This window comes from Nocardia sp. SSK8 (assembly GCF_037034205.1).
Taxonomy (GTDB): Bacteria; Actinomycetota; Actinomycetes; order Mycobacteriales; family Mycobacteriaceae; genus Nocardia.
The window spans coordinates 366,798-392,421 of record NZ_JBAGKD010000005.1; the positions used below are offsets into that span (position 1 = coordinate 366,798).

Consider the following 25,624-nt stretch of genomic DNA (forward strand, 5'->3'; position numbering starts at 1 on the left):
TCGACATCACCGAGGAGGAGGACACCATGCCGATCACCCGCATCCTGTCGCTCATCGTCCTGGTCTGGCTGCTCATCGGCGTCGTCGCCGCAGCTCAGCGCGGCTATTTCACCGACCGCGACCAGACCTGCGCCACCCTGGGCACCCTGGCCGTCACCACCGTCGCGGGGCCGCTCAACTACCTGGGCGTCAACCCGAAGGTCGACAACTGTGAGCTACCTACTCCCAGCGAGTAGTCCCTGAACCCCGGCTGCCGTGGTCTCCCGGTCCGTCGATCGGGAGACCGCCACGAACCTCGGGCTCGCCAGCGAAGGGGCCCGCCCTGATCTCTGCGATAGCTCGGCTCAGGTGAGGTATCGCGCGGGGTTGGTGGGTGGGGACGGGTTGACCAGTTTGCACTGCCAGCACTCGTAGTCGGCCTGGTCTCTGGCGATGTTCTGGCGCGCGTTGCACCGACGGCAGATCACCGCGCGCATGCCGGGCGGCGGGGCCGGTGCGCCGGGCGCTGCCACCACTGCTGCCAGGACGCCGAGCGGGCCCAGGAGGAAACCCACCAGGAAGAAGCCGCCGGGACTGCGGCGCTTCCGCTCGGCGATGGCCAGGCTGACGCTCCCGAAGGTGATGCCGAAGAACAGCACCGCGAAGAAGATGGCGCCGGCGGCGGAGCCGTCCATGTGATACTCCGTTCGATGTCAAAGCCGAACGTATTCCAGGCCTTGGCCTTTCGGCTTTCGAACATTGTGCACCAGGCAGCCCGGTAGGTCATCGACCTGCGGTGATTGAGTGCCCCCACAGGGACTCGAACCCTGACTTGGCGGATTTTAAGTCCGCTGCCTCTGCCAATTGGGCTATAGGGGCGTCCGGGACAGCCTAGCGACTCGTACGGGTGTACCGGAATCGTGTCGGTTTTCTCGGTCGGACCGGCGTGTCGCGGGGGAGCACGCCGGGCGGCCGGGGCTGTCCGAAGGTGCTGGTCAGTCGGGGGTGGGGGTGGTGCGGCCGAGGATGGAGTGGCGTCGGCCGTAGGCGAAGTAGATCACGAAGCCGAGGATCATCCAGACGATGAAGCGCAGCCAGGTGTCGACCGAGAGGTTGACCATCAGCCACAGGCACGACAGCACCGCCAGGATCGGGACGAACGGAACCCAGGGGACGCGGAAGCCGCGGGGCAGGTCGGGGCGGGTGCGGCGCAGCACGATGACGCCCACCGAGACCAGCACGAAGGCGAACAGGGTGCCGATGTTCACCATCTCCTCCAGGGTGCCGAAGTCGACGAAACCGGCCAGCACGCAGCAGATCACGCCGACGATGACGGTCAGGCGCACCGGCGTGCCGCGCGAACCGGTGTGGGCCAGCCAGCGCGGCAGCAGGCCGTCGCGGGCCATGGCGAACAGCACGCGGGTCTGGCCGAGGAACAGCACCATGACCACGGTGGTCAGGCCCGCCAGCGCGCCGATCGAGATGACGTTCTTGGCCCAGTCCACGCCGTGGATGGCGAAGGCGGTGGCCAGGGTGGCGTTGTCACCGGCGAGGTCGGTGTAGGGCACCATGCCGGTGAGCACCAGGGTGACGGCCACGTAGAGCACGGTGACGATGAGCAGCGAGCCCAGGATGCCGCGCGGCACCGCCTTCTGCGGGTTCTTGGTCTCCTCGGCCGCGGTGGCGACCACGTCGAAGCCGATGAAGGCGAAGAACACCAGGCTGGCCGCGGCGAGCAGGCCGTACCAGCCGAAGTTGCTGTTGCCCGCGCCGGTGACGAAGGAGAACAGCGACTGGTGCAGCCCGCTGGCGCCCTCCTCGGCGGGCTGCGACGGCGGGATGTAGGGGCTCAGGTTGGACGCCTTGAAGTAGGTGGCACCGAGGACGAGCACCAGCGCGATGACGCCGAGCTTGATCGCCACCGCGATGGCCGAGACCCGCGAGGACACCTTGGTGCCGACGGCCAGCAGCACGCCGAGCACGACCAGCAGCGTCACCGCACCCCAGTCGAAGGTCACCGAACCCCACTGCACGGTCGCGGATTCGAAGCCGAAGACCGTGCCCAGATACTGCGACCAGCCCTTGGCGACGACCGAGGCGGCCAGCGCGAACTCCAGGATGAGGTCCCAGCCGATGATCCAGGCCACCAGCTCACCGAAGGTGGCGTAGGAGTAGGTGTAGGCGCTGCCCGCCACCGGCACCGTCGAGGCGAACTCGGCGTAACAGACTGCGGTGAGACCGCAGGCGATCGCGGCGAAGACGAAGGCCAGCGACACCGACGGCCCGGCCACATTGCCCGCGGTGCGGGCGGTGAGGGTGAAGATGCCCGCGCCGACGACGACGGCGACACCGAAGATCGTGAGGTCCCAGGCGGTGAGATCCTTGCGCAGCCGCGAATCGGGTTCGTCGGTGTCGAGGATGGATTGCTCCACGGATTTGGTGCGGAACAATCCGCTCCCGCGGCCGGATGGTCGGCGCGCCCCTGGGGTGGCTTCCGGTGTCGACACGGTGCTTCTCCTTCTGTGCGGAAACGTCTTCGTGGGTTACCCGGGCCGGGTCAGTGCACGCCTTGCATGTGGCGCTTGATCCAGGGGGCGATGGCCACGACGACCAGGCCCGCCGCGATGGCGGCGGCGCCGCTGATACCGAAATACGCGGTCTCGTTGTCGGGGCTGTAGTAGCGCGCGAGGGTGCCCGCCATCGAGGTGCCGATACCGACCGAGAAGAAGTACAGCGCCATCATCTGCGACCGGAACGCCTGCGGCGCGAGGTGGGTGGTGACGGCCAGCCCGATCGGCGAGAGCAGCAGTTCCGAGATCGCGAAGCCGCCCAGAATGGCGAACACGGCCAGCACCGGCACCGTCTTGCCCTCGAACCCGGACAGCAGCGCGAACAGCCAGAACGCGATGCCCATCCCGATCACACCGAGGGCGAACTTGATCGGGGTGCTCGGTGCCCGGTTGCCCAGCTTGGTCCACATCAGCGCGAACAGCGGCGACAGGGCGATGATCCACACCGGCTCGACCGAGCCGATCCAGCTCGCGGGGGCCTCCCAGCCGAAGATGTTCCAGTCGATGCGCTCGTCGGAGTACACCGCGAGCATGGTGAACATCTGCTGGAACAGCGACCAGAACACCGCGTTGGCGATGAACAGCGGGATGAACGCGCGCACCCGGGTGCGTTCGACGCCGGTCACCTTGGCGCTGGTCAGCATGACCGCGAAGTAGATGATCGAGGCCACCACGATGACGCCGGTGGTGACATCGGAGAGATTGTCCAGCGTGATCAGCCCGGCCACGATGGCCAGCACCACCGCCACCGCGGCGACCGCGACGGCGATCAGCACCGGGGTCAGCTCCCGGCGGGTGATCGGGTTGGCCACCTCGCGACCGTGGGTGCCCAGGTTGCGGCGGAAGATCACGTACTGGGTCAGGCCAAGGGCCATGCCGACCGCGGCGGCGCCGAAACCGGCGTGGAAACCCCACTCGCGCTGGAGCAGACCGGTCAGCAGCGGGCCGGTGAAGGCGCCGATATTGATGCCGAGATAGAACAGTGTGAAGCCGCCGTCGACGCGCGCGTCCGAGGGTGCGTAGAGCGTGCCCAGCAGCGAGGACGCGTTGGCCTTGAGCGCGCCGCTGCCCAGGGCGACCAGCACCAGACCCACCCCGACCCCGGACAGCCCGGGCAGCACGGCCAGCGCGATATGCCCGGCCATCACCACCACGCCGCCGTAGAACACGGTGCGCTCCATGCCCAGCACCCGGTCGGCAATCCAGCCGCCGAGCACGGTGGACAGATAGACCAGGCCGCCGTAGGCGCCGACGATGCCCAGCGCGGTGCCCTGATCCAGGCCGAGGCCGCCGTCGGTGCTGGAGTAGTAGAGGTAGTAGCCCAGGATCGTGAGCATGCCGTAGAAGGAGAATCGCTCCCACAGCTCCACGCCGAAGAGGTTGGTCAGGCCGATGGGATGCCCGAACAGGGTGTGTTCGGCAGCCGTGCCGACCGGGCCGGGCTGGTCGCCGGGCCGGGTTTCTTCCGTGGACATGAGGGAAACGATCCCACGTCCAAACGGCGTACAGCAATTTTCCCGCATCTTCGCGATTCGGCGTGCCGCGGGCGGAACTCACCCGGTGCCCGCCGCCGCGACGAATTACCCTGGAGACGCCGGACTCCCGCGACGGACGAGGAATTCAGACGTGCTGACAGCCGAGGTGACCGTGCCGGTGCCGCCGGAGCAGGCCTTCGCGGCCCTGGCCGACGGCTGGCTCTACGCCAGCTGGGTGGTCGGGGCCTCGCATATCGGGGAGGTGGACCCGGCCTGGCCCGCTGTCGGCAGCCGCATCCACTACCGGTTCGGGCTGTGGCCGGTGCTGATCAGCGACACCACGGTGGTGCGCGCGATCGACCGGCCGCACCGGCTCGAACTGGAGGCGCGGCTGTGGTCGGTCGGCGCGGCCTCGATCGAGCTGACGCTCACCGAGGCGGTGCCGGGGCAGACCATCATCCGGATGGTCGAGCGGGCGGTGCGCGGGCCCGCGCGTTTCGTGCCGGGACCGGCCCAGGATCTGGTTTTCGCGGCGCGCAATCAGGAATCGCTGGAGCGGCTGGCGAATGTGATCAGGGCGCGGGCGCGCGATTCCTGACCGGCGCGCGGCACGCGGCCGAAACCGGATCTGGCATCCGCGCTGCAAACCCTGGAAAAGGCTGTGCTGGAACGGCTTCGGTGGGGTCAGCCCGCGGTGCCCCGGCCCGCCTCGGCGGCATTGTCGGCGGTCAGCCGGTAGACGGTGCGTTCCAGCGTGGGCAGGATCTCGGTGCTCGGCAGGGAGCCGGTGGCGAAGCGGCCGATCAGCGCCAGCACCATATTGCCCAGGATCAGGCCCAGATCGTGCAGGTAGCCGGGGTCGAGATCGCGCAGCGCGACCGACGCGGCGGGCAGCACCGCGGCCAGGCCCTGGCTGTCGAGGCGTTCGCCACCGGGACCGGTGCGCGCGTAGTGGTAGGCCTCGAGCATTCGGGGATTGCGTTCCCAGGGCTCGAAGACGATGCGTAGCAAGCGATTCAGGCAATCGCGCACCGATTCCTCCGGGCCGGGGACGGTCACCTCGGCGTAGGTGTGCACCGCCATCCACTGTTCGAGCGCGGCGATGACGAGCTCGTCCCTGGTGGGGAAGTGCCGGTAGATCTTGGCCAGCGAGACGTGTGCCCGCGCGGCGACCGCGCGCAGCTGGACGGCCTCGTAGCCCTCGGACTCCAGCAGATCCAGGACCGCCGCGATGATCTTGGCGGAAGCGTCCGAATCGGGTCCCTTACTCACCCGTGAATGGTAGCGTCGCGCACCGGTAACACGGTTACCGCTGGATGGGGTCGGTGCACGCCGCGTCCGGCACCGCGCATCCACAGGACGACTCCATGACTTCCTCGTACCTCCGCACCGTCCGCCGCTGGGGCGTGCTCGCCGCGGCCCTGCTGACGATCCCGCTCGCCGCCGTCGTGCCGACCGCCGCGGCCCCACCCCGCCAGGGCACCGCCGACTGCCTGCCCGGCTCGCTGCCCGAACCCGGCCTCCAGGGCGACGTCCCCGCCGCCGACCGCGACAGCGGCCGCAGCCGCGACGGCTACCACTGCAATATCCGGCTGCTCGGCTCCTCGCCCGGCCGCGGCGGCGGCATCACCTCGGTGACCTTCGACCACTGCGCCTATATCGGCACCTTCTTCCCCGGCAACCTGCTCGGTCCGGACCAGGGGGTGCGTGTGATCGATGTCAGTGATCCGGCCGCGCCGGTGCACACCGCGACCCTCACCGAACCGGCCATGCTCGCGGGCACCTGGGAGAGCCTCAAGGTGAACGCGGCCCGGAAACTGCTGGTGGGCACGGGTGTTCCGGCGCTGACCGGCGCGGGACTCCTGTCGGTCTACGACGTATCCGACTGCGCGCACCCGCGCCTGCTCAACCCGGGCCCCGGTTCGGATCTGGCGCTGCCACTGCCCATCACCGCGCACGAGGGCGGCTTCTCGCCGGACGGGAACACCTACTGGAGTTCGGGGGTCGCGCCCGGGCTGCTCAGCGCGGTGGATCTCACCGATCCCGCGCAGCCCAGGGTGATCTGGCAGGGCATTCCCGGATTGTCCATGCACGGTTTCGGTTTCGCGCCGGACGGCAACCGGATGTATCTGGCCAACAATATGGGCGGGCTGAAGATCCTCGACGTGAGCGCGGTGCAGCGCCGGGACGGATCACCGCAGGTGCACGAACTCGCCGACATGCCGTGGACGGACGGCTGGGCCACCCAGCACGCCGTGCCGGTCAGCTACGGCGGCGTGCCGCACGTGTTCGCCGTCGACGAGGCCGGATCGGGTGGGGTGAAGCTCATCGACGTCGCCGATGATCGTCAGCCGCGGCTGGTGCGCTCGATCAAGCTCGCGATCAACCAGCCCGAGCACCAGGACAGCATGGTCGCCTCGGCCTCGGGCGGCTCGCTGTTCGCCTACGACGCGCACTACTGCGCCGCCGACCGCCCGGCCGACCCCACCGCGCTCGCGTGCAGCTGGACCTCCTCGGGCATCCGGGTCTTCGACGTGCGCGACCCCGCGGACATCCACGAGATCGCCTACTTCAACCCACCCGCGCGGACGGGCCAGAACACCGAGCTGTGGAACTCCCCGCACGCGCTGGCCTCGATCATCGGCCCGCCACTGCTCGCGGCGCCGACACTGGCCCAGGCGATGCTGAGCGGGCAGTTCGATCCCGCCCAGGCGCTCAGTTCCCGCACCGGCACCCTGGCCTTCGGTGACCTGTCCACCGATTGGTGTTTCGCGCCGCCGGAATGGCGCGGCAACCAGCTGTGGACGGCCTGCGCCGACAACGGTTTCCTCGCCATGGAACTCGCGCCCGCGGTGTACACGCCACCGGCCGATCAACGATCGACCACCGGATCATGACGCCGCGCGCGTTCCGGCTGCTGGCGCAGGCCGCGCTGGCGGTGCTGCTGCTCACGATGGGTGCCGCTTTGCGGCCGCTGGTGTCGTCGAACGAGCCAGCCCCGGTGCTCACCGCCACCGAGATCGGCTTCGTCCAGGACATGGTGGCCCACCACAGCCAGGCCCTGGTGCTGGTCCAGCGGCTCGACCCCGGCGCCGGACCTGGCGTGCTGGCGCTGGCCGGGCAGATCGCCGATGCCCAGCGCACCGAGCTGGGCATGCTGCTGGGCTGGCTGCGGTTGGCCGGTGCGCCGGTGACGAATGCCGAACCCATGTCCTGGATGCCGCGCGCCCACCACGGGCCCACGCACGACGACGCGGGGATGGCGAGCACCGCCGAACTCGACGAACTGTCCGCGGCGCGCGGTGCCGAGGCCGAGGTGCTGTTCCTTCGCCTCATGCAGCGCCACCACTACGGCGGGCTGCGCATGGCCACCGCCGCGGACGATCTGCTGGTCGACGGCGAGGTGAAGCGGGCCGCCCGCGACATGCTCACCGGCCAGGGCCGCGAGGCCGGACTGCTCGGAATGCTGCTCGCCCAGCGCGCGAGCTGATCGAAGACCCCCTCACCGATGAAGGTTGTTGTGCCATGTCGACATTCACCCGCCGGTCACTGCTGACCGGCGCCGCCGCGCTGGGCCTCGGCCTGGCCGCCGCTCCCCGCGCCGGGGCCCGGCCCGGCATCGCCGCGCGCACCGGCGGCATTCCGCTCACCCGCGAGGACCGCCGCGTGGTGGTGGTCGGCTCCGGCTTCGGCGGCGGTGTCACCGCGCTGCGGCTGGCCCAGGCCGGGGTGCCGGTGCTGCTGCTCGAACGCGGAAAGCGCTGGGCCACCGGCCCGAACGCGCAGACCTTCCCGCACGCCACCCAGCCGGACAAGCGCATTCTCTGGCACCGGTCCGATCCCATGCTGTTCGGGCGGCCGATGCTGTTCGAGCCGTATACCGGTCTGGTGGAAGCGGTTCCGGGCCAGGGCATGACCGCGCTGTGCGCGGCCGGGCTGGGCGGCGGCTCGCTGATCTATCAGGGGATGTCGCTGCAACCCACCCGCGAGGTGTTCGACGCGCACTTCCCGGCCGAGCTGGACTGGGACCTGATGGACCGAGTGCACTACCCGCGCGTCGCGCGCATGCTCGGTCTGGCCACCGCGCCCGATGAGCTGATCGAGACCGAGAACTACGCCGCCGCACGGATTTTCGCGGACCGGGTGCGCGCCGAGGGCTACCCGCTGGCGAAGATCCCCATGCCCATCGACTGGAACTACGCGCTGGCCGAGCTGCGCGGGGAGATGGCGCCGTCCTATACCAACGGCGACGGCGCGATGGGGGTGAACAACGGCGGCAAGCACTCCGTCGACGTCACCTACGTGGCCGCCGCCGAGGCGACCGGACTGGTCGAGGTGCAGACCCTGCACGAGGTCACCGAGGTCGCGCGGGCCGCCGACGGCCGCTGGGTGGTGCACGTCGATCGGGTCGACCTCACCGGCGCCGTCCAGGAAACCAAGATCATCACCACCGGCACGCTGGTGCTGGCCGCGGGCAGTCTCAACACCACCCGGCTGCTGGTGCGCGCGGCGGCCAAGGGACAGATCACCGACCTGCCCGACGACCTCGGCCGCGGGTGGGGCACCAATGCCGACCGGATCTACGTCTGGCACGACCCGGCCGCCGGATTCGGTGCGGCACAGGGCGGTCCGGTGGTCTACGGGAGCAAGAACTGGGACGACCCGCGGCACGCGTTCACCGTCATCCAGGCCTCGATTCCGCCGCTGTCGCTGGACGCGGGCTCGACCATGCTGGTCGGGTACGGCGTCAGCGACGGGCGCGGCGAGTTCGTCTACGACGCGGGCGCCGATACCGCGACGCTGCGCTGGCCCGGTGACGGTGACCGGGTCATCCAGGACGGCTACATCGCCCCGGCGGTGCGCCGGATCGCCGGGCCGGGCGCCACGCTGCTCGACACCAATCTCGCCTTCCCGTCCACCTGGCATCCGCTGGGTGGGGCGAATATGGGCACGGTGTGCGATCTGGACGGGCGCGTGCTCGGGCAGCGGGGGCTCTATGTGCTCGACGGGGCGCTCATGCCGGGCAATACCGCGGCGTGTAATCCGTCGATGACCATCGCCGCGGTCGCCGAGCGGGCACTGGACAATCTGGTCCGCACCGACGTGGGCACGATCATCTGAGCCGGTCCGGCGCGCCGGGAGCGGCGCGCCGGAGTCGGTCAGCCCGCCGAGCCGGGGATCGGCAGGAACCAGGGCAGCAGGCCGGAGCCGGTGCCGGACCCGGTGCCGGGGGCGGGCGCGCCCGAACCGAGATCGGCGTCGAAGGAGCCGGTGCCGCTGCCCAGGTCGGCGTCGACGGAGCCCGCGCTGCCGGTGGGCGGGCCGAGTTCGACCGAGCCGGAGGGCAGCAGGTCCCAGTCGGCGCCGCCGATGGCGCTGGCGGTGCCGCCGGTGGCGAGCACGGTGGCCGCGGCGAGCGTGGCCAGCAGGCCCGCGCGGGTGAGGGATGTGGATACGGACACGGGTGATACCTCCGAGCACTTCGCTGTGATAGCACCCAGACGGTAACTGAAATATGTGGATTTCACACCAAATCGACCTGGTCGGACTAGGTCGTCGCGGCCGCGCGCTGCCCCACTTCCATCTGCACCCGATAGCGATCCGACCGGTACCAGCTGTGCGTGTGCTCGATCGGCACCTCCGCGCTGAACGACACCCGGTCGAAATGCAGCACCGGGGAACCCTTCTTGACACCGAGCAGCTCCGCGACCCCGGATTCGGCGGCCTGGGCGTCGACAGTCTGCACCGCGCGCTCGATCGGCCTGCCGTAGCGCTCGGCGGTGGTGCGGTAGATCGAGCCGGTCAGGTCGTGCGCGATCAGGCCGGGCACGAGTTCGGGATTGAACCAGGCGTCGTCCACGCTGACCGGGTCCTCGTCGGCCAGGCGCAACCTGCGCACGTGATAGGCGCGCGCGCCCTGCGGCAGGCGCAGCGCGCGGGCGGTGGCCTCGGGGGCGATGTCCTCCTCGGCGACGAGCACCAGTGTGGTCGGGTGGTGCCCGAGCGCGCGCATCTCCTCGGTGAACGAGGCCAGATGCAGCCGTGACTGCACCGGCCGGTGGGCCACGAAGGTGCCCTTGCCGCGCACCCGCACCAGATAGCCCTCGTTGACCAGCTGACCGATCGCCTCACGCACCGTGATCCGGCTGACGCCGTAGTCCTGCATGAGATTGCGCTCGCTGGTCATCAGATCGCCCGGCTGGAGTTCCCGCGTGCATTTCTGCAGCAGGATCGCGCGCAGTTGCTCGTGCTTGGGCACCGCGCTGTCGCGCAGCGGTGCGGGCATGGGGGCGGCTCCTTCCCCTGGTCGGCATACCGGTCCCGACTGGTCATGTCCGGTCGGTCCAGACTACGCGACCAGGGGCCGCGGGCCCAGGGCCGTCAGCGGATGCCGGGCGTGCGCGGATCGGTACCGATACATCCCAGGATGAGGCATCCCGGCGGCGCGTCGGCGAACGGGGCCTTCGGGGTCTCGCCCAGGCAGTCCAGGAAATTGCAGCCCGGATAGGCGTACGGGCCCACGCCCAGGGTGCCGAAGAAGGCGTCCGGGCGCGCGATCATCGGATCGGTGACGCTCACATCCGGGCGCGGCCGGTACTCACCCGGATCCGGCAGCACCGGGTCGCGGAAGGAGGTCACCAGCGCGCGCATCACATCGTGGGTGTAGGTCGAGGACGAGCCGGGGGTGGCCACGCCGGTCCAGTTCAGCATCAGGCCGAGGCTGGGCACGATGTAGCTGTCGTTGCGCAGCATGCCCGACATCTTCACCGCGTCCAGCGGCAGTCCGGGGAACTCCAGGCGGCACGGTTCGCCGTTGATGACGAACAGGAAGCCGTAGCAGGGCATACTCGCCGAGGGGGACAGCGCCTGGCGCATGTAGTCCGCGGAGATCACCTGCCGGTCGTTCCAGCTGCCCCGATTGCCCACCAGCAGACCGAGTTTGGCGAAATCGTCGGGCGGCAGCACCAGATGCGCGTGGCCGTAGGTGTTCCCGGCGCGGTCGCGGGCCCAGTAGTAGTCCGTGCGCGGAATGCCCAGCGGGTCGAAGAGTCCGCGCTGGGCGAAGGCCTGGAAGTCCTCGCCGACGGCCTGCTGGATGACGTAGACCAGCAGGTCCACCGCCCGCTGGCTGTAGCGGAACATGGTGCCCTGCGGGCGTTCGATCGGCATAGCCAGCGCCTGAGCGACGACATTGGGGTCGAGCTGGGCCAGCCCGGTCGCGCCCTCGGCGGCCACCGCCACCTCCATCCCGGAGGACTCGGTGAGCAGATTGCGCACGGTGATCGCGCGGTGCGCGTCGTCACCGAGACCGGCGGGCAGGTAGGTGCCGATCGGCTCGTCGATGTTCAGCAGGCCCGCGTCGACGGCCAGCCCGGCCACCAGTGCGACCACGCTCTTGGTGCCGCTCCACAGATTCCAGGCGACGCCACCGGATTCGGGGTTGGTGGGGCTGCCCGCGATCAGGCAGTTGTTGCGGTAGAGCTGGATATTGAAGCGGGTGGGATCGATCGCCAGGTCCATCGCCCGGGCGAGACCGTCGGGGTCCAGCCCCGCTTCGGCGGCGGTGGCCGTCTGCGGGGTGCGCCCGGAACTGACCTCGCACTGCGCGACGGCGCCCGGGTCGGCCTGGGCGGTCATCGGCAGCAGGACGCCCGAGGTGAGCGTCAGCGTGGTAACCGCTGCCGCCACAACATGTTTCAGATAGCGGTACACGCCCCACTATCGCGAACGGTCACGTTCGTGTTACGGGCGATCAGCTGCCGTACGGCTGGCAGACCTCGATGGCCTCGTCCTTGGACGCGTTGAAGGCGTCGATCACCGTATTGAGCTCGTCGGTGGGGGCGCGGCGGTCGAGGGTGTCGGCCAGGGTGTTGGTCTGATCGCGGTAGGCGCCCAGCGGCACCGACAGTTCCGCGATCACGTCGGGGGTGATCTTGCGGTCGAGGTCCTTGGCGTTGTTGCGCAGGGTGGTCACGGCCTCGTTGGCCTTGCTGTCGGTATCGGGTGCCCGGTTGTTGCTGGCGTCGATATAGGCGTTGAAGGAGGTGACCGAACTCTTGTTGGCCGCGCGCAGGCCGTCGCAGGCGGTGTCGTTGGCCGCTTCGATCCGGGCCGCCTTCGACGAGGACGCCGCCGCCGAGGAGGCCGCGACCTCGGAGGTGTACTGGGCGAGCTCGGTGACGTTCGCCTCCGGGTTGCCGGGCACCTGCTGGGAGCAGGCGCCGATCAGGATGACGCCGGTGGCCGTCGCGGCGAGCGCGGTGCCGAGGCCCACTCGTTCCAGTACTCGCATGGTCCTTCTCCTCCCTCAAGGATGTGCCTCTCGACCGTACTGGCTGTACCCGGGTGGCGTCAGCGCGCGGGGGTCATTTCGATGAGCAACCGAGACGCGGCGCCGGGGTGTCGCGCCCCGGCGCCGCGTCGGCGGGTCACTGGCCGAGCATGCCGCGCATGGTGGCGATCTCGGCTTCCTGATCAGCCACGATGGCCGTCGCCAGCTGGCGCGACTCCGGGTTCACGCCCGCCTCGAGTTCGGTCTTGGCCATGTCGACCGCGCCCTCGTGGTGGTCGATCATCATCTCCAGCCACTGCCGGTCGAACTCGGCGTCGCGGGCGGCCTCGAGCGCGCTCATCTGCGCGTCGGTCATCATGCCGGGCATGTCGTGGCCGCCGTGGCCGCCCGCGCTCGGCGCCGGTTCGCCGAAGGCCGTGAGCAGCGTGGTGATCTGCGCCATCTCCGGGGCCTGGGCCTGTTCCACCTGGGTGGCCAGTGCCAGCAGCTCCGGGTTCTGGGTGCGGCTGGGCACCAGCTGCGCCATCTCGACGGCCTGCGCGTGATGCGGGTACATCATCTGCAGGAAGGTGACATCGGCGTCGTTGAAATCGGTGCGCGCGCCTGCTGTGGCCGAGCTGGTGGTGGTCGGCGCGACCGTGCTGGGGGTGCTGCCGCCGATGTCGTCGCCACAGGCGGTGGCGACCAGTGCGGCGGCGGCCGCGGTGGCGGCGAGGACCAGGGTGCGGGTACGGAAAACGGACATGGGGATCCTCCTGGGGATTCGGTGTGGTGTCGTGGCAGGTGGGGGCCGCGAGTGCGGCCGACCTGTCAGATCCGCAGAATCGCCAGTTGGGAGAGGGAGAGCACGGTCCACGGCGGTGGTCGCTCGCGCCTGCCGCGCCAGATCAGCAGCGCGGTACGCACGGTCGCGGCGCCGTCGCCGAGCCGGTAGAGCAGCGTCAGGGTGAGTGCCGCCGCGAGCGCGACGAGCACGAAGACGCAGCCGTGGATCCCGGCGTGCTCGGTGCAGCCGCCCGCGCCGCAATCGGTGTCGGCGGGCGGGGTGGGCGCGGTGTCGGTGACGGCCTCGGCGCTGTGGTGGGCGGGGGTCGGATGCTCGGCGTGCGCGGTCGCGAAGACCGCCGAGTGCATGGCGACGATCCCGGCCAGCAGCACCAGCACGGCGAGGGCCCTGGCGATGCCAGGAGCCCGCGAGTGCGACCGCCGCTCGTTCACGGCAGTCAGTCTAACCAGGGCCGTCGACGGTGCGGAAATACCCCGACACGGTAGGGGTAGGACTACCGGGTGGCGATATCGACGACCACCCGCGGCGGGTCGGCCAGCGCGGTCACCGCGAACGGCACGGCCCCCGTGTCCAGGCCGATGAACGATTGGGTGACGCCCTCGTAGACCAGCGACTTGTACACCCCGGTGACGGCGGGCGCGGCGGGATCGGTCACCGGGTCGGGGCCCGCGTACGGCGGCACCACCGAGTCGAACGGGTAGGCCGAGCCCAGGATGCGGACCTCGAGGATCGACTCGCCGGTCACCGCGACCGGTCGCCCGCTGCCGTCCTGGACCGCGCTGTCGGTGTAGGCGACCTGCCAGCCGGGGGTCCCGGTGCCACCGAGGGTGTAGATCACCCGGTCGAAGCCCTGTTCGGCGGCGACGCGGATATCGGTGACGGTCAGCGCGGCGCCGGGGGAGGCCTGGCCGGACTTGGGTGTGCTGTCGGTGGGCACTTCGCCAGAGCGCTCCACGAAGGTGCTGGTGGTGCTCGTGGCCGCGGGGGTCGCGGCGGGGGCGTCCTCGGTGTCGCAACCGGTCAGGGCCGCCGCGATCCCGGCGACCAGCACGAACACTCCGACCTTGCGCATGGGCCGATGGTAAGCACGCCGGGCCGTCCGGTGGGGGGAGGACGGCGGGGTGTGTCCGGGTCTACGGTGAGTTTGCTGGGCGCGGCCGGGCGGGGCGGAACTCGCGTGGGGCGGGTCGTGGTGGCGGGTGGCGGGTGGCCGTGCGCGGCCGGTCCGTCGGCTGACCTCGCCGAATGCCGGTCCGGATCGTCGACGTGTCATCGTGAACGGCGGCCGAACCATTGCCGAACAACAGGATTCGTGACATTCGGCAATCCGCATCCATCCGCAAGGACGTCGCAAATCGATGGAACCCGTTCGTGCTCATCGAATTACATCCTCCGCCCGCACTGTGAGCAAGCCCACCGGCCGATTTCAGGGCCGGATGTGACGGTGGGGCAACGATCTAGCACACTTGTCGGGTGGACAGAGTCGAGGACGTATTCACCCGGTTGCGCCGGTTTCCCGACGTGGAGGCGCCGAACCTCTATGCCGTCGACGCCGCCGACCGCCTGCTCCTCGATACCGCCGAGCAGGCCCTGGCGGCGGCGGGTAGCGGCGAGGTTGCGGTGATCGGCGACGCCTACGGCGCGCTCACCCTCGGCGCGGCCACCCGCCACGATCTCACCGGCCTGCGCGTGCACCAGGACCTGCTCACCGGCGAGGCGGCCCTGGCGGGCAATGCCAAGACGCTCGGCCTCACCGACCGCTACACCGCGTACGGCCTGGACGCCGAGCTGCTCACGGGCGCGCGCGTGGTCCTGCTGCGGCTGCCGCGGATGCTGCCCGGCCTGGCCGAGATCGCCGAGGCCATCGCCCGCTACGCCGCCGAGGACGTGGTGGTCTTCGCGGGCGGGCGCGACAAGTACCTGACTCCGGCCATGAACGGCGTGCTCGGTGAGTTCTTCGGCACGGTGCGGGCCGGGCGCGGGCGGCAGAAGTCGCGGGTGCTGGTGGTCGGCGAGCCGCGCCCGGCCGGGCCGAGCCGGTTCCCGGTGCGCGAGCACATCATCGAGATCGACGGTGACGTGGTGGCCCACGGCGCCGCCTTCTCCGGCGCGCGCCTGGACATCGGGACCCGCTTCCTGCTCGAGCACCTGGATCGGATGAAGCCCGACGCGCGCGAGGCCATCGACCTGGGCTGCGGCACCGGCATCCTCGCGGTCGCGCTGGCCAAGACGCGCCCGCACATCCGGGTGGTCGGCACCGATCAGTCCGCGGCCGCCGTCGCCTCGGCCCGGGCCACCGCCGCCGCCAATGGCGTGGCCGACCGAGTGACCGTGGTGCGCGACGACGCGATGTCCTCGGCCGCCGACAACAGCGCCGACCTGGTGCTGTGCAATCCGCCGTTCCATGTGGGCGCCGCCGTGCACACCGGCTCGGCGATCAAGATGTTCGCCGAGACCGGGCGGGTGCTGCGCCCCGGCGGGGAGCTGTGGACGGTGTACAACTCGCACCTGAACTATCGCGGCGTGGTCGAGCGGATGGTCGGGCGCACCGATGTGATCGGCCGGAACCAGAAATTCACGGTGACGCGGTCTGTGCGTGGTCTGCGCGACGTACAACGATAGGGCGGCGCCGACGCGGTAGAGTCCGATTTGTCCGAACGGGCGGTGGCGCGATCACGAATCGCGCCGCTGGGAACTTTGTCCGATCGCGACACGTTGAACAGGGCAGTTGGAGCTGTACAGCGACTCGTAAAACTCCAAGAAAGGCGCACGGTGCGTACCTCATCGAATCCGGTGTTCAAGAACTTACCCCGCCAGGAGGGTGTCGGCGGTTACGCGAACTTCGGTTCGGGCGTAGCCGGCGCAGGCCAGTTCGGCAACCAGCAGTACGGACAGCAGCAGTACGGCGAATACGGGCAGCAGTACGGCCAGCAGTTCCAGCAGGCCCCCGCCACCCGCACGATGACCATCGACGACGTGGTCACCAAGACCGGCATCACCCTCGCGGTGCTGACCGTCACGGCGATCATCTCGTTCGCGCTGTCCTCGGCCAACCCCTCGCTGGCCCCGCTGTTCGTCATCGGTGGCGGCCTGATCGGCTTCGTGCTGGTCATGGTGGCGACCTTCGGCCGCAAGATGGACAACCCGGCCATCGTGCTGTCCTACGCGGCGTTCGAGGGCCTGTTCCTCGGTGCCCTCTCGCTGATGTTCACCGACGTGACCTTCGGCGGCGTAGGCGGTAGCGCCCTGATCGGCCAGGCGGTACTCGGTACCTTCGGCGTGTTCTTCGGCATGCTCGTGGTCTACAAGACCGGCGCCATCCGGGTCACCCCGCGCTTCACCCGCATGCTGCTCGGCGCCATGGTCGGTGTGCTGGTGCTGATGGTCGGCAACCTGATCGCGAGCTTCTTCACCGACGGCGGCTTCGGCCTGCGCGACGGTGGCGCGCTGGCGATCATCTTCAGCCTGGTCTGCATCGCCATCGCCGCGTTCAGCTTCCTGCTGGACTTCGACGCCGCCGATCAGCTGATCCGCGCCCAGGCGCCGGAGAAGGCCGCCTGGGGTGTCGCCCTCGGCCTGACCGTCACCCTGGTCTGGCTCTACATCGAGATCCTGCGCCTGCTGAGCTACTTCCAGCGCGACTGATACGGCAACGAAAAGTGGCCCACCTCGATGAGGTGGGCCGCTTTTTCGGGTCTACCTCAGCTGAGGCGCTCGATGACCAGCGCCATGCCCTGGCCGCCGCCGACGCACATGGTCTCCACGCCGAACTGCTTGTCGTAGGTCTGCAGGTTGTTCAGCAGGGTGGTGGTGATGCGGGCACCGGTCATACCGAACGGGTGACCCAGCGCGATCGCGCCACCGGAGACATTGAGCTTGTCCTCGTCGATCTTCAGCTCACGCGCCGAGCCGAGCACCTGCACGGCGAAGGCCTCGTTGATCTCGAACAGGTCGATGTCGGAGACCGACTTGCCCGCGAAGGCCAGCGCCTTCTTCACGGCCTCGACCGGGCCGAGGCCCATGATCTCCGGCGACAGGCCGGACACACCGGTGGAGACGATGCGGGCCAGCGGGGTCAGGCCCAGCTCCTTGGCCTTGGTGTCGCTCATGATGACCAGCGCGGCCGCACCGTCGTTGAGCGGGCAGCAGTTACCGGCGGTGACGGTGCCGTCGGGACGGAACACCGGCTTGAGCTGGCTGACCGCCTCGTAGGTGACACCGGCGCGCGGGCCGTCGTCCTTGCTCACCACGGTGCCGTCGGCCAGGGTGACCGGGCTGATCTCGCGCTCGAAGAAACCGGCCTTGATGGCCTCCTCCGCGCGGTTCTGCGAGCGCACGCCCCAGCGGTCCTGGTCCTCGCGGGAGATGCCGGTCAGCGAGGCGACGTTCTCGGCGGTCTGGCCCATCGCGATGTAGGCGTCGGGCAGCAGGCCGTCCTGACGCGGGTCGTGCCACGCGCCCGCGCCGCCCTCGGCGGTCTTGGCAGTGCGGGCCTCGGCCTCGGCGAACTCGGGGTTCTTGGTGTCGGGCGAGCTGTCGGCCGAGCCGCGCGCGTAGCGCGAGACGGTCTCGACACCGGCGGAGATGAACACGTCACCCTCGCCCGCCTTGATGGCGTGGAAGGCCATCCGGGTGGACTGCAGCGAGGAGGCACAGTAGCGGTGCACGGTGGTGCCGGGCACCACGTCCAGGCCCAGCTTCACCGCGACGATGCGGCCCTGGTTGAAGCCACCCTCACCGGCGGGCGAGCCGGTGCCCAGGATGATGTCGTCGATCTGCGTCGGATCCAGCGCGGGCACCTTGGCCAGCGCGGCCTGGACCATCTGCGCGGTCAGGTCGTCCGGACGCATACTCGCCAGGGATCCCTTGACGGCACGGCCGATCGGGGAGCGGGCGGTGGAGACGATAACGGCCTCGGGCATGAGGACTCCTTTTCACATGGCTGGCGAACGGCTGTGTACTAACCGGTCCATTCCGAATCTACGTCTCGCTGTGCGCGACCGGAAGACCAGGGCGGTCGCGTACCGCCGCGACCAGGACCGGAAGCAGTTGCGCGGCGGCGAGTTCGTAGCCCGCCGCGGAGGGATGGAATCCGTCGGTCGCGAACAGGATCTCGGGCTGGGCCCGGAACTCCGAGGCGACCAGCGGCGAGCCCATCGGCACCGCGACCCCGTCGGCGAGGGTGGTCGCCACCGTCTGCGCCTTGGCCAGGCGCACGCTCCAGTTCGCGACCACCGTGCGCAGCGGCTGCTGGATCGCGGTGACGGTGCCCAGATTCGGGCAGGTGCCCACGATCACCAGCGCGTCGGCCGCGCGCAGCCGCGCCACCGCGCTGGCCAGCCTGCGCGCCGAAGCGCGGATGGAGTGCTTCTTGGTGATGTCGTTGGCGCCAACCAGGATGACCGCCGCGTCCGGCGGCGGCCCGGCGACGAACATCGCGTCGACCTGCCCGGCCAGGCCCTTGGAGGTGGCACCCGAGATGGCCTTGGTGCTCAACCGGATCCGCAGCCCGCTCGCCTCGGCCAGCCCGCGCGCCAGCCGCACCCCCGGCACGTCGGCCGCGCTCAGACAGCCCAGCCCGGCGGCGGTGGAATCGCCGAAGATCATCAGGTGCAGGTCACTGGGCACGCCGGTGCGCCACGGTTCGGGTCGCGGCGCGCCAGGGGCGTAGACGCCGTCGGCCTCCGGCGGCTTGGAGGTGTCGCGGCCGATCACCGCCCGCGCGGCACCGGCCTGCGTCATCAGCAACCGATAGGCGGCCCAGGAGATGGTGCCCGCACCGGACCCGGCGAGCACGGTGGTCGCGCCGGTGACGACAGCCGTGCGCAGTCCGACTCTCATGCCCTAACGAAATCAGGTGATCCGCGCCGGGACAAGCCCACGCGGCCGGGGCGCGCCGGTGCTCCGGATCACTCGATCGGACCAGGTCGCGCCCCCGCGCCGGGGTTCTGGAACGATGGGGCGTATGCGCATCGCGGATCACGTCGTCGACCTCATCGGCAACACCCCCCTGGTTCGGCTGAACTCGGTGGTCGGGCCCAACGCGGGGCTGGTGGCCGCCAAGATCGAATACCTCAATCCGGGCGGCAGCTCCAAGGACCGCATCGCGGTCAAGATGATCGACGCCGCCGAGGAAGAGGGCCTGCTGAAGCCGGGTGGCACGATCGTCGAGCCGACCTCGGGCAACACCGGTGTCGGGCTGGCGCTGGTGGCCCAGCAGCGTGGCTACAAGTGCGTGTTCGTCTGCCCGGACAAGGTCAGCGAGGACAAGCGCAATGTCCTGCGGGCCTACGGCGCCGAGGTGGTGGTCTGCCCGACCGCCGTGCCGCCGGAGCACCCGGACAGCTACTACAACGTCTCCGATCGCCTGGTCCGCGAGATCGACGGCGCCTGGAAGCCCAATCAGTACGCCAACCCCGGCGGCCCCGACAGCCACTACGAGACCACCGGTCCGGAGATCTGGCGCGACACCGACGGCAAGGTGACCCACTTCGTCGCCGGTGTCGGCACCGGCGGCACCATCACCGGCACCGGCCGCTACCTCAAGGAGGTCTCCGGCGGCAAGGTGAAGATCATCGGCGCCGACCCGGAGGGTTCGGTCTACTCCGGCGGCACCGGCCGTCCGTACCTGGTCGAGGGCGTCGGCGAGGACTTCTGGCCCTCGGCCTATGACCCGTCCATCCCCGACGAGATCATCGCCGTCTCCGACGCCGACTCCTTCGAGATGACCCGCCGCCTGGCCCGCGAGGAGGGCCTGCTGGTCGGTGGTTCCTGCGGGATGGCCGTGGTCGCCGCCATCGAGGTGGCCCGGCGCGACCCCGACGCCGTCGTCGTGGTGCTGCTGCCCGACGGTGGCCGCGGCTACCTGTCGAAGATCTTCAACGACAAGTGGATGAGCTCCTACGGCTTCCTGCGCACCCCCCTCGAGACCGGCCCCGAACCGCTGGTCGGCGACGTGCTGCGCGGCAAGTCCGGCGAACTGCCCGACCTGGTGCACACCCACCCCTCCGAAACCCTGCGCGACGCCATCGAGATCCTGCGCGAATACGGCGTCTCCCAGATGCCCGTGGTCGGCGCCGAACCCCCGGTCATGGCCGGTGAGGTCGCGGGCAGCGTCACCGAACGCGACCTGCTCTCCGCCGTCTTCGAAGGCCGCGCCCACCTCACCGACTCCGTCGCCCAGCACATGAGCCCCTCTTTCCCCCTCATCGGCTCCGGCGAACCCATCTCCACCGCCACCAAGGCCCTCTCCGACACCGACGCCCTCATGGTCGTCGAAGACGGCAAGCCGGTCGGCGTCATCACCCGCCACGACCTCCTTGGCTTCCTCAGCACCGGCCACTGAACCCGAGCGGCCACCGAACGCTGAGATCCGTTGGAGTCTATTTCGGGGGCGAGATCATATGAACAAAGTCCCTGGTGGCCGTGTGCTGGTCGCCGGTCACATCATCCTGCGCTGTGTGGTGTGTGGTGCGGATCGATTCGAGCGACGCGATATCAGCATGAACACGCCTGGCATGACTTTCCTGGGTTGGGACTGGCTGAACAGGACGGCAGTGGGGGCGATATGCGTGTACTGCGGATACGTCCATCAGTTCATGCGCACGGTGCAGTGGGAGTTCCAGCCACCCCGATGAACACCCTCGTGAGGCCAGACGTCAACTTGGAGTCTCGAGTCGACATCAGGCAGTGAGTCCGAGGATCTCGTCGGCGGTGTCCGAATCGGCACCGACGGTGAGGGAGAACCGCACGCCCAGCGCGCGCCCGAGGCGGTCGAGAACGGCGAGTGTCGGCACGCCCCCTCCACCGGCCTCCAGCCGGGACACGGCGGGCTGGGTCGTCTGCGCTCGGCGCCAGTTCGGTCTGCGACATGCCGAGTGCTGTGCGTCGCTTGAACACCGCGCGGCCGAGCGCGATCTCTACGCGCGGGCTTCGATCCAGCGAATCACGAGCCGCGATCACGATGTCGGCCAGGTAGAGGGCGTCGGCGCGTCGCTCACGCGGCGGCATACAGGACCTCGGCATCTGCCAGGACGTCATCGCGGATCAGTCTGTTCAGGCCTTGTTTCGGCACCAGGTCGACGTGGGTGCCCAGCAGCTTTTCGAGTTCTTCGACGAACCTGAAGAAGGCGAGGCCGCGGACTGCGTCAGGGCCACGCACATACAGCAGGTCGACGTCGCTGGTCTGCGTGGCCTCGCCTCGGGCTACCGACCCGAACAAGGTCAGCTCCGAGACGCCGTACTCGGTGCACAGCGCCTCGATTGCGGGAAGGCGTTGAAGCAGCTCATCGCGCGTCACACGTCCATCATGCCAAGTTCGCGGGCTGCTTGAAGGGGCGAACCGATCGAACAGTAGTCGTGCAGCGCGCCGACTCCGTGGCAAGCATATCCGTACCGATATCGTTCCTGTAATACGGCGAGTATGGTTGGTTGTATGGCCACCAGGAAGCTCACCGTCACGGTCCCCGAGGATCTGCTCGACGAGATCCGCGCGGAGGCGAGTGAGCGCGGACTGTCCGCCTATATCGCCGAGGCCTTGCGGGCCAAGCTGGAGCGGGATCGGTTGCTCGAACTGGCGCAGTGGCTACAGGACGAACACGGGCCGGTCACCGACGACGAGCGGGCAGCGGCGCTGGCCGAACTCGCGGCCGTGGATGCCGAACATGCGCGACGCAAGCCCGCGCAGCGACGTTCGGCGTGAGCAGGAAGCGGCCGCAGACCGCGGTACCGAGGGTGCACGTCCTCGACTCGGAGGCCCTGTCGAAGGCGGTGCGCGGTGATCGCGCGATGATCGCCCGGATCGCGGTGGCCGCCGAACTCGACGCTGTGGTGATGACATCGCCGATGACGGTGGTCGAGGCGCACGACGGCCGGACGTCGGAGCACCGATGGGATTGGGTCCTGTCCCGGCTGGTGGTCGCCGACCTGGGCAAGGAGCAGGCGCGCGCGGCTCGGCGATTGCTGGCGTCGGCGGGCCTGCACGGGCACAAGTATGCGATCGACGCGGTCCTCGCGGTGGTGGCCAACGCCCAGCCGGGGGAGGTCACGGTGTACACGTCCGATGTCGATGATCTCGCCCGGTTGGTCGACGTGCGGGTGGTCGTCCAGGGCGTGTGAGGGGCGAGATGTTCGCCACTGGGGGTCATCGGGTTGCTATGGGATTGATACCATTCAGTAATGTTCTCGCCCGGTCCCGCGTTGCTCGAATTCTCGGCTCGACGCCATCTGCAGCAGTTGAATAGCGAATTCGGGGTGCCCGCGGTCGCGGCGGCGGTGGAGGTGCCCGCGCTCTCGGCGGAGCTGGATCAGCATGCGGCGGCGGTGCGCGACATTCTGGATATCGGGGTCGAGGATTCCGGGCGGATTCCGGTGACGATCCTGCTCGCCGGGTATGTGCGGGGGCTGATCGAGCACACCGAGTATCCGGTTTTCCCGCCGCTGGAGTGGCGCGAGGCGGACTGGCTGTCGTTGCGGGTCGCCGCGGTCTGTTTGTACGCCGGGCTCTGACACGGCGAAACGGCGCCCCGTCGCGGTGACGGGGCGCCGATCGCGTTAGTCGGTCAGATATTCGTCTCGCGGGTCTCGACCCATTCCTGGGTGGTGCTGACCCGTTCGCCCGCCCGGGTGGCGTCCTCCTTGCCACGCTGGTAGGCCTCGGCGTGGCCCTTCATGGCGGGCATCTCCGACTCCAGGCCGCCGAGCACCCGGTTCCAGCGCTGCTCCATCGGCCGCACCAGGCCACCGCCCACGCCGACGACCAGGATGCCGCCGAGGGTGGCCAGCACCGCGATCAGGATGGGGGTGGTCACCGTGGTGGCGACGCCGATCTGGTTGAGCGCGGCGATGATGCCGATGCCCCAGATGAACACCGCGGCGATCCGGCCCAGCATCGGCCCGTAGGACAGCCCGCCGAGCACATTGGTGATCATGTCGCTGACCGCGTGCGCGATGGCCGCCGCGATCACCACGATCACGATCGCCACCGCGGCCTTGGGCAGCCAGGCCACGATGCTGGTGAGCAGATCACTGACCGGATTCGGCCCGAACACCCCGAAGCCGATCTGCAACGCGATCAGCAGAATCGCGTAATAGGCGATCTTCGCGATGATATCGGAGGCGTCGTATTTGCTGCGGGACATCATATTCCGGATCTGCCCGCGTTCGACGAGCCGATCGAAGCCGACCCGCTCGAGCACCGCGTCGACGATTCTCGCCACGATTTTCGCGATGATCCAGCCGACGATCAGGATGGCGACGAAGGCTGCCGCCTTGGGAACGAATTGCGCGACCGAACTCCACGCGTCAGTCAAGCCCTGCTGGAAATCGATCGCAACGACGGAGGTATCCACAGCACTTCCTTTCGCTCTTCCCGGCCGCCGCGGCCGATTTGCCGAAGCGCCTGTTCGAGTATCTACCCGTGATAGCGATGCTGAATCAATGCGTGGCTATACCGTTGCCTCGGCTCCGGTCAGAGCGGGGGTCTTGCGCATCCGGCGGGCTCGAGTCACAGTAAGTAAGCAGTTACTTACAACGGAGGTGACGTGGCGCCCACGACGCGGGAGCGGATCATGGCCGAAGCTCTGCGGCTGTTCGGCGAACAGGGTTTCGCCAAGACCTCGGTCGCCCAGATCGAGCAGGCGGCCGGACTCTCCGGTGGCTCCGGCGCGCTGTACCGGCACTTCAAGTCCAAGGACGAGCTGCTGGTGCGGGCGGTGGACGAGCGCCTGCGCGACCGGGCCGAGTGGGATCTGTTCCTGTCACCGGAGTTCTCGCTGGCCGAGGCGCTCTCGGCGTTCGCTCCGCCCGGCGACACCGTCGGCATGCTGCTCGCGCTCTGCCGGATCGGCCTGGACCGCCTCGACCACGACCGCGACGTGACCCGGATTCTGCTGCGGGACAACTCGATTCCCGCACCGCTGCTCGAGGTCTTCCGCGAGCAGGAGTACGCGGTGGTGATGGCGGCGGTCACCCGCGGCCTGGTCGAGATGGCCGGACCCGCTGCCCGCGAACAGGATTGGGAAGCCGCTGCCGCCGTGCTGGTCGGCGCGCTGGCCCATCTCTGGATGATGGGCGACATCTTCGACGGTGGGCATCCGGCCGATGTCGACACCGAACGCTATCTGCGGGCCACCGCGGAACTGATCGCCGCCCGGCTCGACCGGGCGGGCACCGAGGGAGAGGACAGCTGATGAACACGCACATCACCGTCATCGGGGGCGGACTGGCCGGGCTGACGGCGGCGATCGCCGCCGCCGAAACCGGCGTGCCGGTCAAGCTTTTCGAGGCACATCAGACCCTGGGCGGGCGCGGTCGCGCGACCCCGCCGCCGCACGTGGCGCACGAGGGCGCGCACGTGTTCTACGCCGACGGGCCGCACTACACGTGGTTGAAGAAGCGCGGCTTCGTCGCCGGGCTCGGCTGGCCCGGTCCCACCGACGCCGCGAAGGTCGGCTTCCGGATCGATGGGCGGATCCGGCGGCTGCCGTCGGTGGGCATGCTGCGCGCGCAATCGCGCAAGTGGTTGCAGGCGCCGGTCGACGTCGATTTCCACACCTGGGCCACCGAGCGGTGGGGTGAGCTGGCGGCCACCCAGGTCGCCAACGCGATCAGCGTGGTCACCTACGACGCCGACACCGGACGGCTGTCGGCGGCGTTCGTGTGGGATCTGTTCCAGCGCGCGCTGGGTATCACGGTGCCGGGCGTGCGCTGGGTGCGTGGTGGCTGGCAGCAGGTGGTGGACCGGATGATCGCGCGGGCGGACGAACTCGGCGTGGTCGTCGAGACCGGCGCCCGGGTGGACACCCTGCCCACCGGCGGTCCGGTCATCGTGGCCACCGAGCTGGATTCGGCGCGGCGTCTGCTCGGGGACGAGAGTCTGCGCGGCACCGGTGGTTTCGCCGCGCTGCTCGATATCGGGGTGCGCAAGGACCGCCGCGACCGGTTCGTGGTCTTCGACTTGGACGAAGCCGGTTTCTCGGAGTGCTACACCGCCCAGGACGACACCATCGCCCCGGCAGGGGAATCGCTGTTCCAGCTCCAGATGCCGGTGCGCGACGGCGAATCTCGCGACAGCGCCCACCAGCGACTGGAACTCTTCGCCGACGCCGTGCTCCCGGACTGGCGCTCCCGCACTACCTTCCAGCGCACCGCCACCGCCAAGAACCGCACCGGTGCCCTCGATCTGCCCGGCACCACCTGGCGCGACCGCCCGGCCGTCGACCGGGGCGACGGCGTCTACCTGGCCGGTGACATGGTCGCCGCGCCGGGGATGCGCGGCGAGATCTCGATCAACAGCGCGCTGGCGGCCGCCGCGTCGGCGGTGACGGACGCGCGGCGGGCATCCGGTGCCCGCACCGCGGTGCCCGACGGGGAGGCAAGCGGCCGATGATCGCGCGTAGCCTGCCGACCAGGTAAGCCGGGCCGAGGGTGCTCAGTGCCTCCGGAGGGGGTACTGAGCGTCTGGATATCAGCCGGTCGCGGCGACCATCCGCTCCTTCAGCCAGGCGAAGGCGCCGAGCGC

At 69.5% G+C, this 25,624-nt stretch carries 28 protein-coding genes and 1 tRNA gene; 13 read left to right on the forward strand and 16 right to left on the reverse strand.

What is annotated here, in order from left to right; genetic code table 11:
- Positions 1–26: 26 nt before the first annotated feature.
- Positions 27–236 (forward strand): hypothetical protein, encoded by a 210-nt coding sequence (locus WA675_RS12885; RefSeq protein WP_336084474.1) that lies wholly within the window; start codon positions 27–29, stop codon positions 234–236.
- A gap of 108 nt (positions 237–344) precedes the next feature.
- Here WA675_RS12885 and WA675_RS12890 read toward each other — a convergent pair whose 3' ends face one another.
- From WA675_RS12890 to WA675_RS12905, 4 genes are all read right to left on the reverse strand, one after another.
- A complete protein-coding gene (locus tag WA675_RS12890; RefSeq protein ID WP_336084475.1) occupies positions 345–674 on the reverse strand; it encodes a hypothetical protein in 330 nt (109 codons plus the stop codon).
- Between the two features lie 110 nt (positions 675–784).
- Positions 785–858: transfer RNA gene (locus WA675_RS12895), tRNA-Leu, on the reverse strand.
- Between the two features lie 116 nt (positions 859–974).
- The gene (locus tag WA675_RS12900) at positions 975–2,486 is read right to left on the reverse strand and encodes an APC family permease (protein ID WP_336084476.1); all 1,512 of its coding nucleotides are present in this window, start codon (positions 2,484–2,486) and stop codon (positions 975–977) included.
- 50 nt (positions 2,487–2,536) lie between these two features.
- Positions 2,537–4,024, reverse strand: coding sequence for a peptide MFS transporter (locus WA675_RS12905; protein WP_336084477.1), 1,488 nt, complete (start codon positions 4,022–4,024; stop codon positions 2,537–2,539).
- Between the two features lie 151 nt (positions 4,025–4,175).
- Between WA675_RS12905 and WA675_RS12910 the strand changes: the two genes are divergently transcribed.
- Complete coding sequence (locus WA675_RS12910; RefSeq protein ID WP_336084478.1) at positions 4,176–4,622, forward strand: SRPBCC family protein; 447 nt, start codon at positions 4,176–4,178, stop codon at positions 4,620–4,622.
- Positions 4,623–4,708: 86 nt separating this feature from the next.
- Here WA675_RS12910 and WA675_RS12915 read toward each other — a convergent pair whose 3' ends face one another.
- Entirely contained in the window at positions 4,709–5,296 is a 588-nt protein-coding gene (locus WA675_RS12915) for a TetR family transcriptional regulator (RefSeq protein ID WP_336084479.1), read from the reverse strand.
- Between the two features lie 95 nt (positions 5,297–5,391).
- Here WA675_RS12915 and WA675_RS12920 point away from each other — a divergent pair, with 95 nt between their 5' ends.
- The 3 genes from WA675_RS12920 to WA675_RS12930 are packed head-to-tail and all read left to right on the forward strand — an operon-like array spanning position 5,392 to position 9,145.
- Positions 5,392–6,921 carry an LVIVD repeat-containing protein gene (locus WA675_RS12920; protein WP_336084480.1) on the forward strand — a complete coding sequence of 510 codons (1,530 nt, stop codon included), beginning with the start codon at positions 5,392–5,394 and terminating at the stop codon, positions 6,919–6,921.
- The gene (locus WA675_RS12925; protein WP_336084481.1) at positions 6,918–7,514 is read left to right on the forward strand and encodes a DUF305 domain-containing protein; all 597 of its coding nucleotides are present in this window, start codon (positions 6,918–6,920) and stop codon (positions 7,512–7,514) included. The genes WA675_RS12920 and WA675_RS12925 overlap by 4 nt, the downstream gene beginning before the upstream one ends.
- 35 nt (positions 7,515–7,549) lie before the next feature.
- A complete protein-coding gene (locus WA675_RS12930; RefSeq protein WP_336084482.1) occupies positions 7,550–9,145 on the forward strand; it encodes a GMC oxidoreductase in 1,596 nt (531 codons plus the stop codon).
- A 38-nt stretch (positions 9,146–9,183) separates the two neighbouring features.
- Here WA675_RS12930 and WA675_RS12935 read toward each other — a convergent pair whose 3' ends face one another.
- The 7 genes from WA675_RS12935 to WA675_RS12965 form a co-directional block, all read right to left on the reverse strand.
- The gene (locus WA675_RS12935) at positions 9,184–9,486 is read right to left on the reverse strand and encodes a hypothetical protein (protein WP_336084483.1); all 303 of its coding nucleotides are present in this window, start codon (positions 9,484–9,486) and stop codon (positions 9,184–9,186) included.
- Between the two features lie 86 nt (positions 9,487–9,572).
- Positions 9,573–10,310: a GntR family transcriptional regulator gene (locus WA675_RS12940; RefSeq protein ID WP_336084484.1), complete on the reverse strand. Its 738-nt coding sequence runs from the start codon at positions 10,308–10,310 to the stop codon at positions 9,573–9,575.
- Between the two features lie 95 nt (positions 10,311–10,405).
- A complete protein-coding gene (locus WA675_RS12945) occupies positions 10,406–11,713 on the reverse strand; it encodes a serine hydrolase domain-containing protein (protein ID WP_336084485.1) in 1,308 nt (435 codons plus the stop codon).
- Between the two features lie 64 nt (positions 11,714–11,777).
- Positions 11,778–12,317, reverse strand: coding sequence for a hypothetical protein (locus tag WA675_RS12950; RefSeq protein WP_336084486.1), 540 nt, complete (start codon positions 12,315–12,317; stop codon positions 11,778–11,780).
- A gap of 136 nt (positions 12,318–12,453) precedes the next feature.
- Positions 12,454–13,062 carry a DUF305 domain-containing protein gene (locus WA675_RS12955; RefSeq protein ID WP_336084487.1) on the reverse strand — a complete coding sequence of 203 codons (609 nt, stop codon included), beginning with the start codon at positions 13,060–13,062 and terminating at the stop codon, positions 12,454–12,456.
- Positions 13,063–13,127: 65 nt separating this feature from the next.
- Positions 13,128–13,535 carry a DUF6153 family protein gene (locus tag WA675_RS12960; RefSeq protein WP_336084488.1) on the reverse strand — a complete coding sequence of 136 codons (408 nt, stop codon included), beginning with the start codon at positions 13,533–13,535 and terminating at the stop codon, positions 13,128–13,130.
- A gap of 62 nt (positions 13,536–13,597) precedes the next feature.
- Positions 13,598–14,176 carry an AMIN-like domain-containing (lipo)protein gene (locus tag WA675_RS12965; RefSeq protein WP_336084489.1) on the reverse strand — a complete coding sequence of 193 codons (579 nt, stop codon included), beginning with the start codon at positions 14,174–14,176 and terminating at the stop codon, positions 13,598–13,600.
- A 401-nt stretch (positions 14,177–14,577) separates the two neighbouring features.
- On the opposite strand from WA675_RS12965, the gene WA675_RS12970 reads away from it, so the two are divergent.
- Positions 14,578–15,726 carry a class I SAM-dependent methyltransferase gene (locus WA675_RS12970; protein WP_336084490.1) on the forward strand — a complete coding sequence of 383 codons (1,149 nt, stop codon included), beginning with the start codon at positions 14,578–14,580 and terminating at the stop codon, positions 15,724–15,726.
- 150 nt (positions 15,727–15,876) lie between these two features.
- Entirely contained in the window at positions 15,877–16,749 is an 873-nt protein-coding gene (locus WA675_RS12975; RefSeq protein WP_336084491.1) for a Bax inhibitor-1/YccA family protein, read from the forward strand.
- A gap of 56 nt (positions 16,750–16,805) precedes the next feature.
- Here WA675_RS12975 and WA675_RS12980 read toward each other — a convergent pair whose 3' ends face one another.
- Positions 16,806–18,026: an acetyl-CoA C-acetyltransferase gene (locus tag WA675_RS12980; RefSeq protein ID WP_336084492.1), complete on the reverse strand. Its 1,221-nt coding sequence runs from the start codon at positions 18,024–18,026 to the stop codon at positions 16,806–16,808.
- Positions 18,027–18,084: 58 nt separating this feature from the next.
- Positions 18,085–18,945 carry an SGNH/GDSL hydrolase family protein gene (locus WA675_RS12985; protein ID WP_336084493.1) on the reverse strand — a complete coding sequence of 287 codons (861 nt, stop codon included), beginning with the start codon at positions 18,943–18,945 and terminating at the stop codon, positions 18,085–18,087.
- Positions 18,946–19,069: 124 nt separating this feature from the next.
- Between WA675_RS12985 and WA675_RS12990 the strand changes: the two genes are divergently transcribed.
- Positions 19,070–20,449: a cystathionine beta-synthase gene (locus WA675_RS12990; protein ID WP_336084494.1), complete on the forward strand. Its 1,380-nt coding sequence runs from the start codon at positions 19,070–19,072 to the stop codon at positions 20,447–20,449.
- A gap of 651 nt (positions 20,450–21,100) precedes the next feature.
- Here the strand turns inward: WA675_RS12990 and WA675_RS12995 are convergent.
- Positions 21,101–21,403 (reverse strand): nucleotidyltransferase family protein, encoded by a 303-nt coding sequence (locus WA675_RS12995; RefSeq protein ID WP_336084495.1) that lies wholly within the window; start codon positions 21,401–21,403, stop codon positions 21,101–21,103.
- A 135-nt stretch (positions 21,404–21,538) separates the two neighbouring features.
- On the opposite strand from WA675_RS12995, the gene WA675_RS13000 reads away from it, so the two are divergent.
- The 3 genes from WA675_RS13000 to WA675_RS13010 are packed head-to-tail and all read left to right on the forward strand — an operon-like array spanning position 21,539 to position 22,611.
- A complete protein-coding gene (locus WA675_RS13000; RefSeq protein ID WP_336084496.1) occupies positions 21,539–21,805 on the forward strand; it encodes a hypothetical protein in 267 nt (88 codons plus the stop codon).
- On the forward strand, positions 21,802–22,221 hold the full coding sequence (locus tag WA675_RS13005) for a DNA-binding protein (RefSeq protein WP_336084497.1): 420 nt from the start codon (positions 21,802–21,804) through the stop codon (positions 22,219–22,221). Before WA675_RS13000 ends, WA675_RS13005 begins: the two co-directional genes overlap by 4 nt.
- Positions 22,222–22,281: 60 nt before the next feature.
- The gene (locus WA675_RS13010; protein ID WP_336084498.1) at positions 22,282–22,611 is read left to right on the forward strand and encodes a DUF6401 family natural product biosynthesis protein; all 330 of its coding nucleotides are present in this window, start codon (positions 22,282–22,284) and stop codon (positions 22,609–22,611) included.
- A gap of 53 nt (positions 22,612–22,664) precedes the next feature.
- Here WA675_RS13010 and WA675_RS13015 read toward each other — a convergent pair whose 3' ends face one another.
- Positions 22,665–23,453: a mechanosensitive ion channel family protein gene (locus WA675_RS13015; protein ID WP_336084499.1), complete on the reverse strand. Its 789-nt coding sequence runs from the start codon at positions 23,451–23,453 to the stop codon at positions 22,665–22,667.
- 192 nt (positions 23,454–23,645) lie between these two features.
- On the opposite strand from WA675_RS13015, the gene WA675_RS13020 reads away from it, so the two are divergent.
- Positions 23,646–24,293 carry a TetR/AcrR family transcriptional regulator gene (locus WA675_RS13020; RefSeq protein ID WP_336084500.1) on the forward strand — a complete coding sequence of 216 codons (648 nt, stop codon included), beginning with the start codon at positions 23,646–23,648 and terminating at the stop codon, positions 24,291–24,293.
- Entirely contained in the window at positions 24,293–25,492 is a 1,200-nt protein-coding gene (locus tag WA675_RS13025; RefSeq protein ID WP_336084501.1) for an FAD-dependent oxidoreductase, read from the forward strand. Before WA675_RS13020 ends, WA675_RS13025 begins: the two co-directional genes overlap by 1 nt.
- Positions 25,493–25,624: the final 132 nt, after the last annotated feature.

Coding starts and splice junctions, on each gene's coding strand:
- WA675_RS12985 (WP_336084493.1), bottom strand. CDS start 18,945: ATGAGAGTCGGACTGCGCACGGCTGTCGTCACCGGCGCGACCACCGTG.
- WA675_RS12990 (WP_336084494.1), top strand. CDS start 19,070: ATGCGCATCGCGGATCACGTCGTCGACCTCATCGGCAACACCCCCCTG.
- WA675_RS12950 (WP_336084486.1), bottom strand. CDS start 12,317: ATGCGAGTACTGGAACGAGTGGGCCTCGGCACCGCGCTCGCCGCGACG.
- WA675_RS12940 (WP_336084484.1), bottom strand. CDS start 10,310: ATGCCCGCACCGCTGCGCGACAGCGCGGTGCCCAAGCACGAGCAACTG.
- WA675_RS13010 (WP_336084498.1), top strand. CDS start 22,282: ATGTTCTCGCCCGGTCCCGCGTTGCTCGAATTCTCGGCTCGACGCCAT.
- WA675_RS12885 (WP_336084474.1), top strand. CDS start 27: ATGCCGATCACCCGCATCCTGTCGCTCATCGTCCTGGTCTGGCTGCTC.
- WA675_RS12980 (WP_336084492.1), bottom strand. CDS start 18,026: ATGCCCGAGGCCGTTATCGTCTCCACCGCCCGCTCCCCGATCGGCCGT.
- WA675_RS13000 (WP_336084496.1), top strand. CDS start 21,539: ATGGCCACCAGGAAGCTCACCGTCACGGTCCCCGAGGATCTGCTCGAC.
- WA675_RS12920 (WP_336084480.1), top strand. CDS start 5,392: ATGACTTCCTCGTACCTCCGCACCGTCCGCCGCTGGGGCGTGCTCGCC.
- WA675_RS12930 (WP_336084482.1), top strand. CDS start 7,550: ATGTCGACATTCACCCGCCGGTCACTGCTGACCGGCGCCGCCGCGCTG.
- WA675_RS12890 (WP_336084475.1), bottom strand. CDS start 674: ATGGACGGCTCCGCCGCCGGCGCCATCTTCTTCGCGGTGCTGTTCTTC.
- WA675_RS12905 (WP_336084477.1), bottom strand. CDS start 4,024: ATGTCCACGGAAGAAACCCGGCCCGGCGACCAGCCCGGCCCGGTCGGC.
- WA675_RS12925 (WP_336084481.1), top strand. CDS start 6,918: ATGACGCCGCGCGCGTTCCGGCTGCTGGCGCAGGCCGCGCTGGCGGTG.
- WA675_RS12955 (WP_336084487.1), bottom strand. CDS start 13,062: ATGTCCGTTTTCCGTACCCGCACCCTGGTCCTCGCCGCCACCGCGGCC.
- WA675_RS12965 (WP_336084489.1), bottom strand. CDS start 14,176: ATGCGCAAGGTCGGAGTGTTCGTGCTGGTCGCCGGGATCGCGGCGGCC.
- WA675_RS13025 (WP_336084501.1), top strand. CDS start 24,293: ATGAACACGCACATCACCGTCATCGGGGGCGGACTGGCCGGGCTGACG.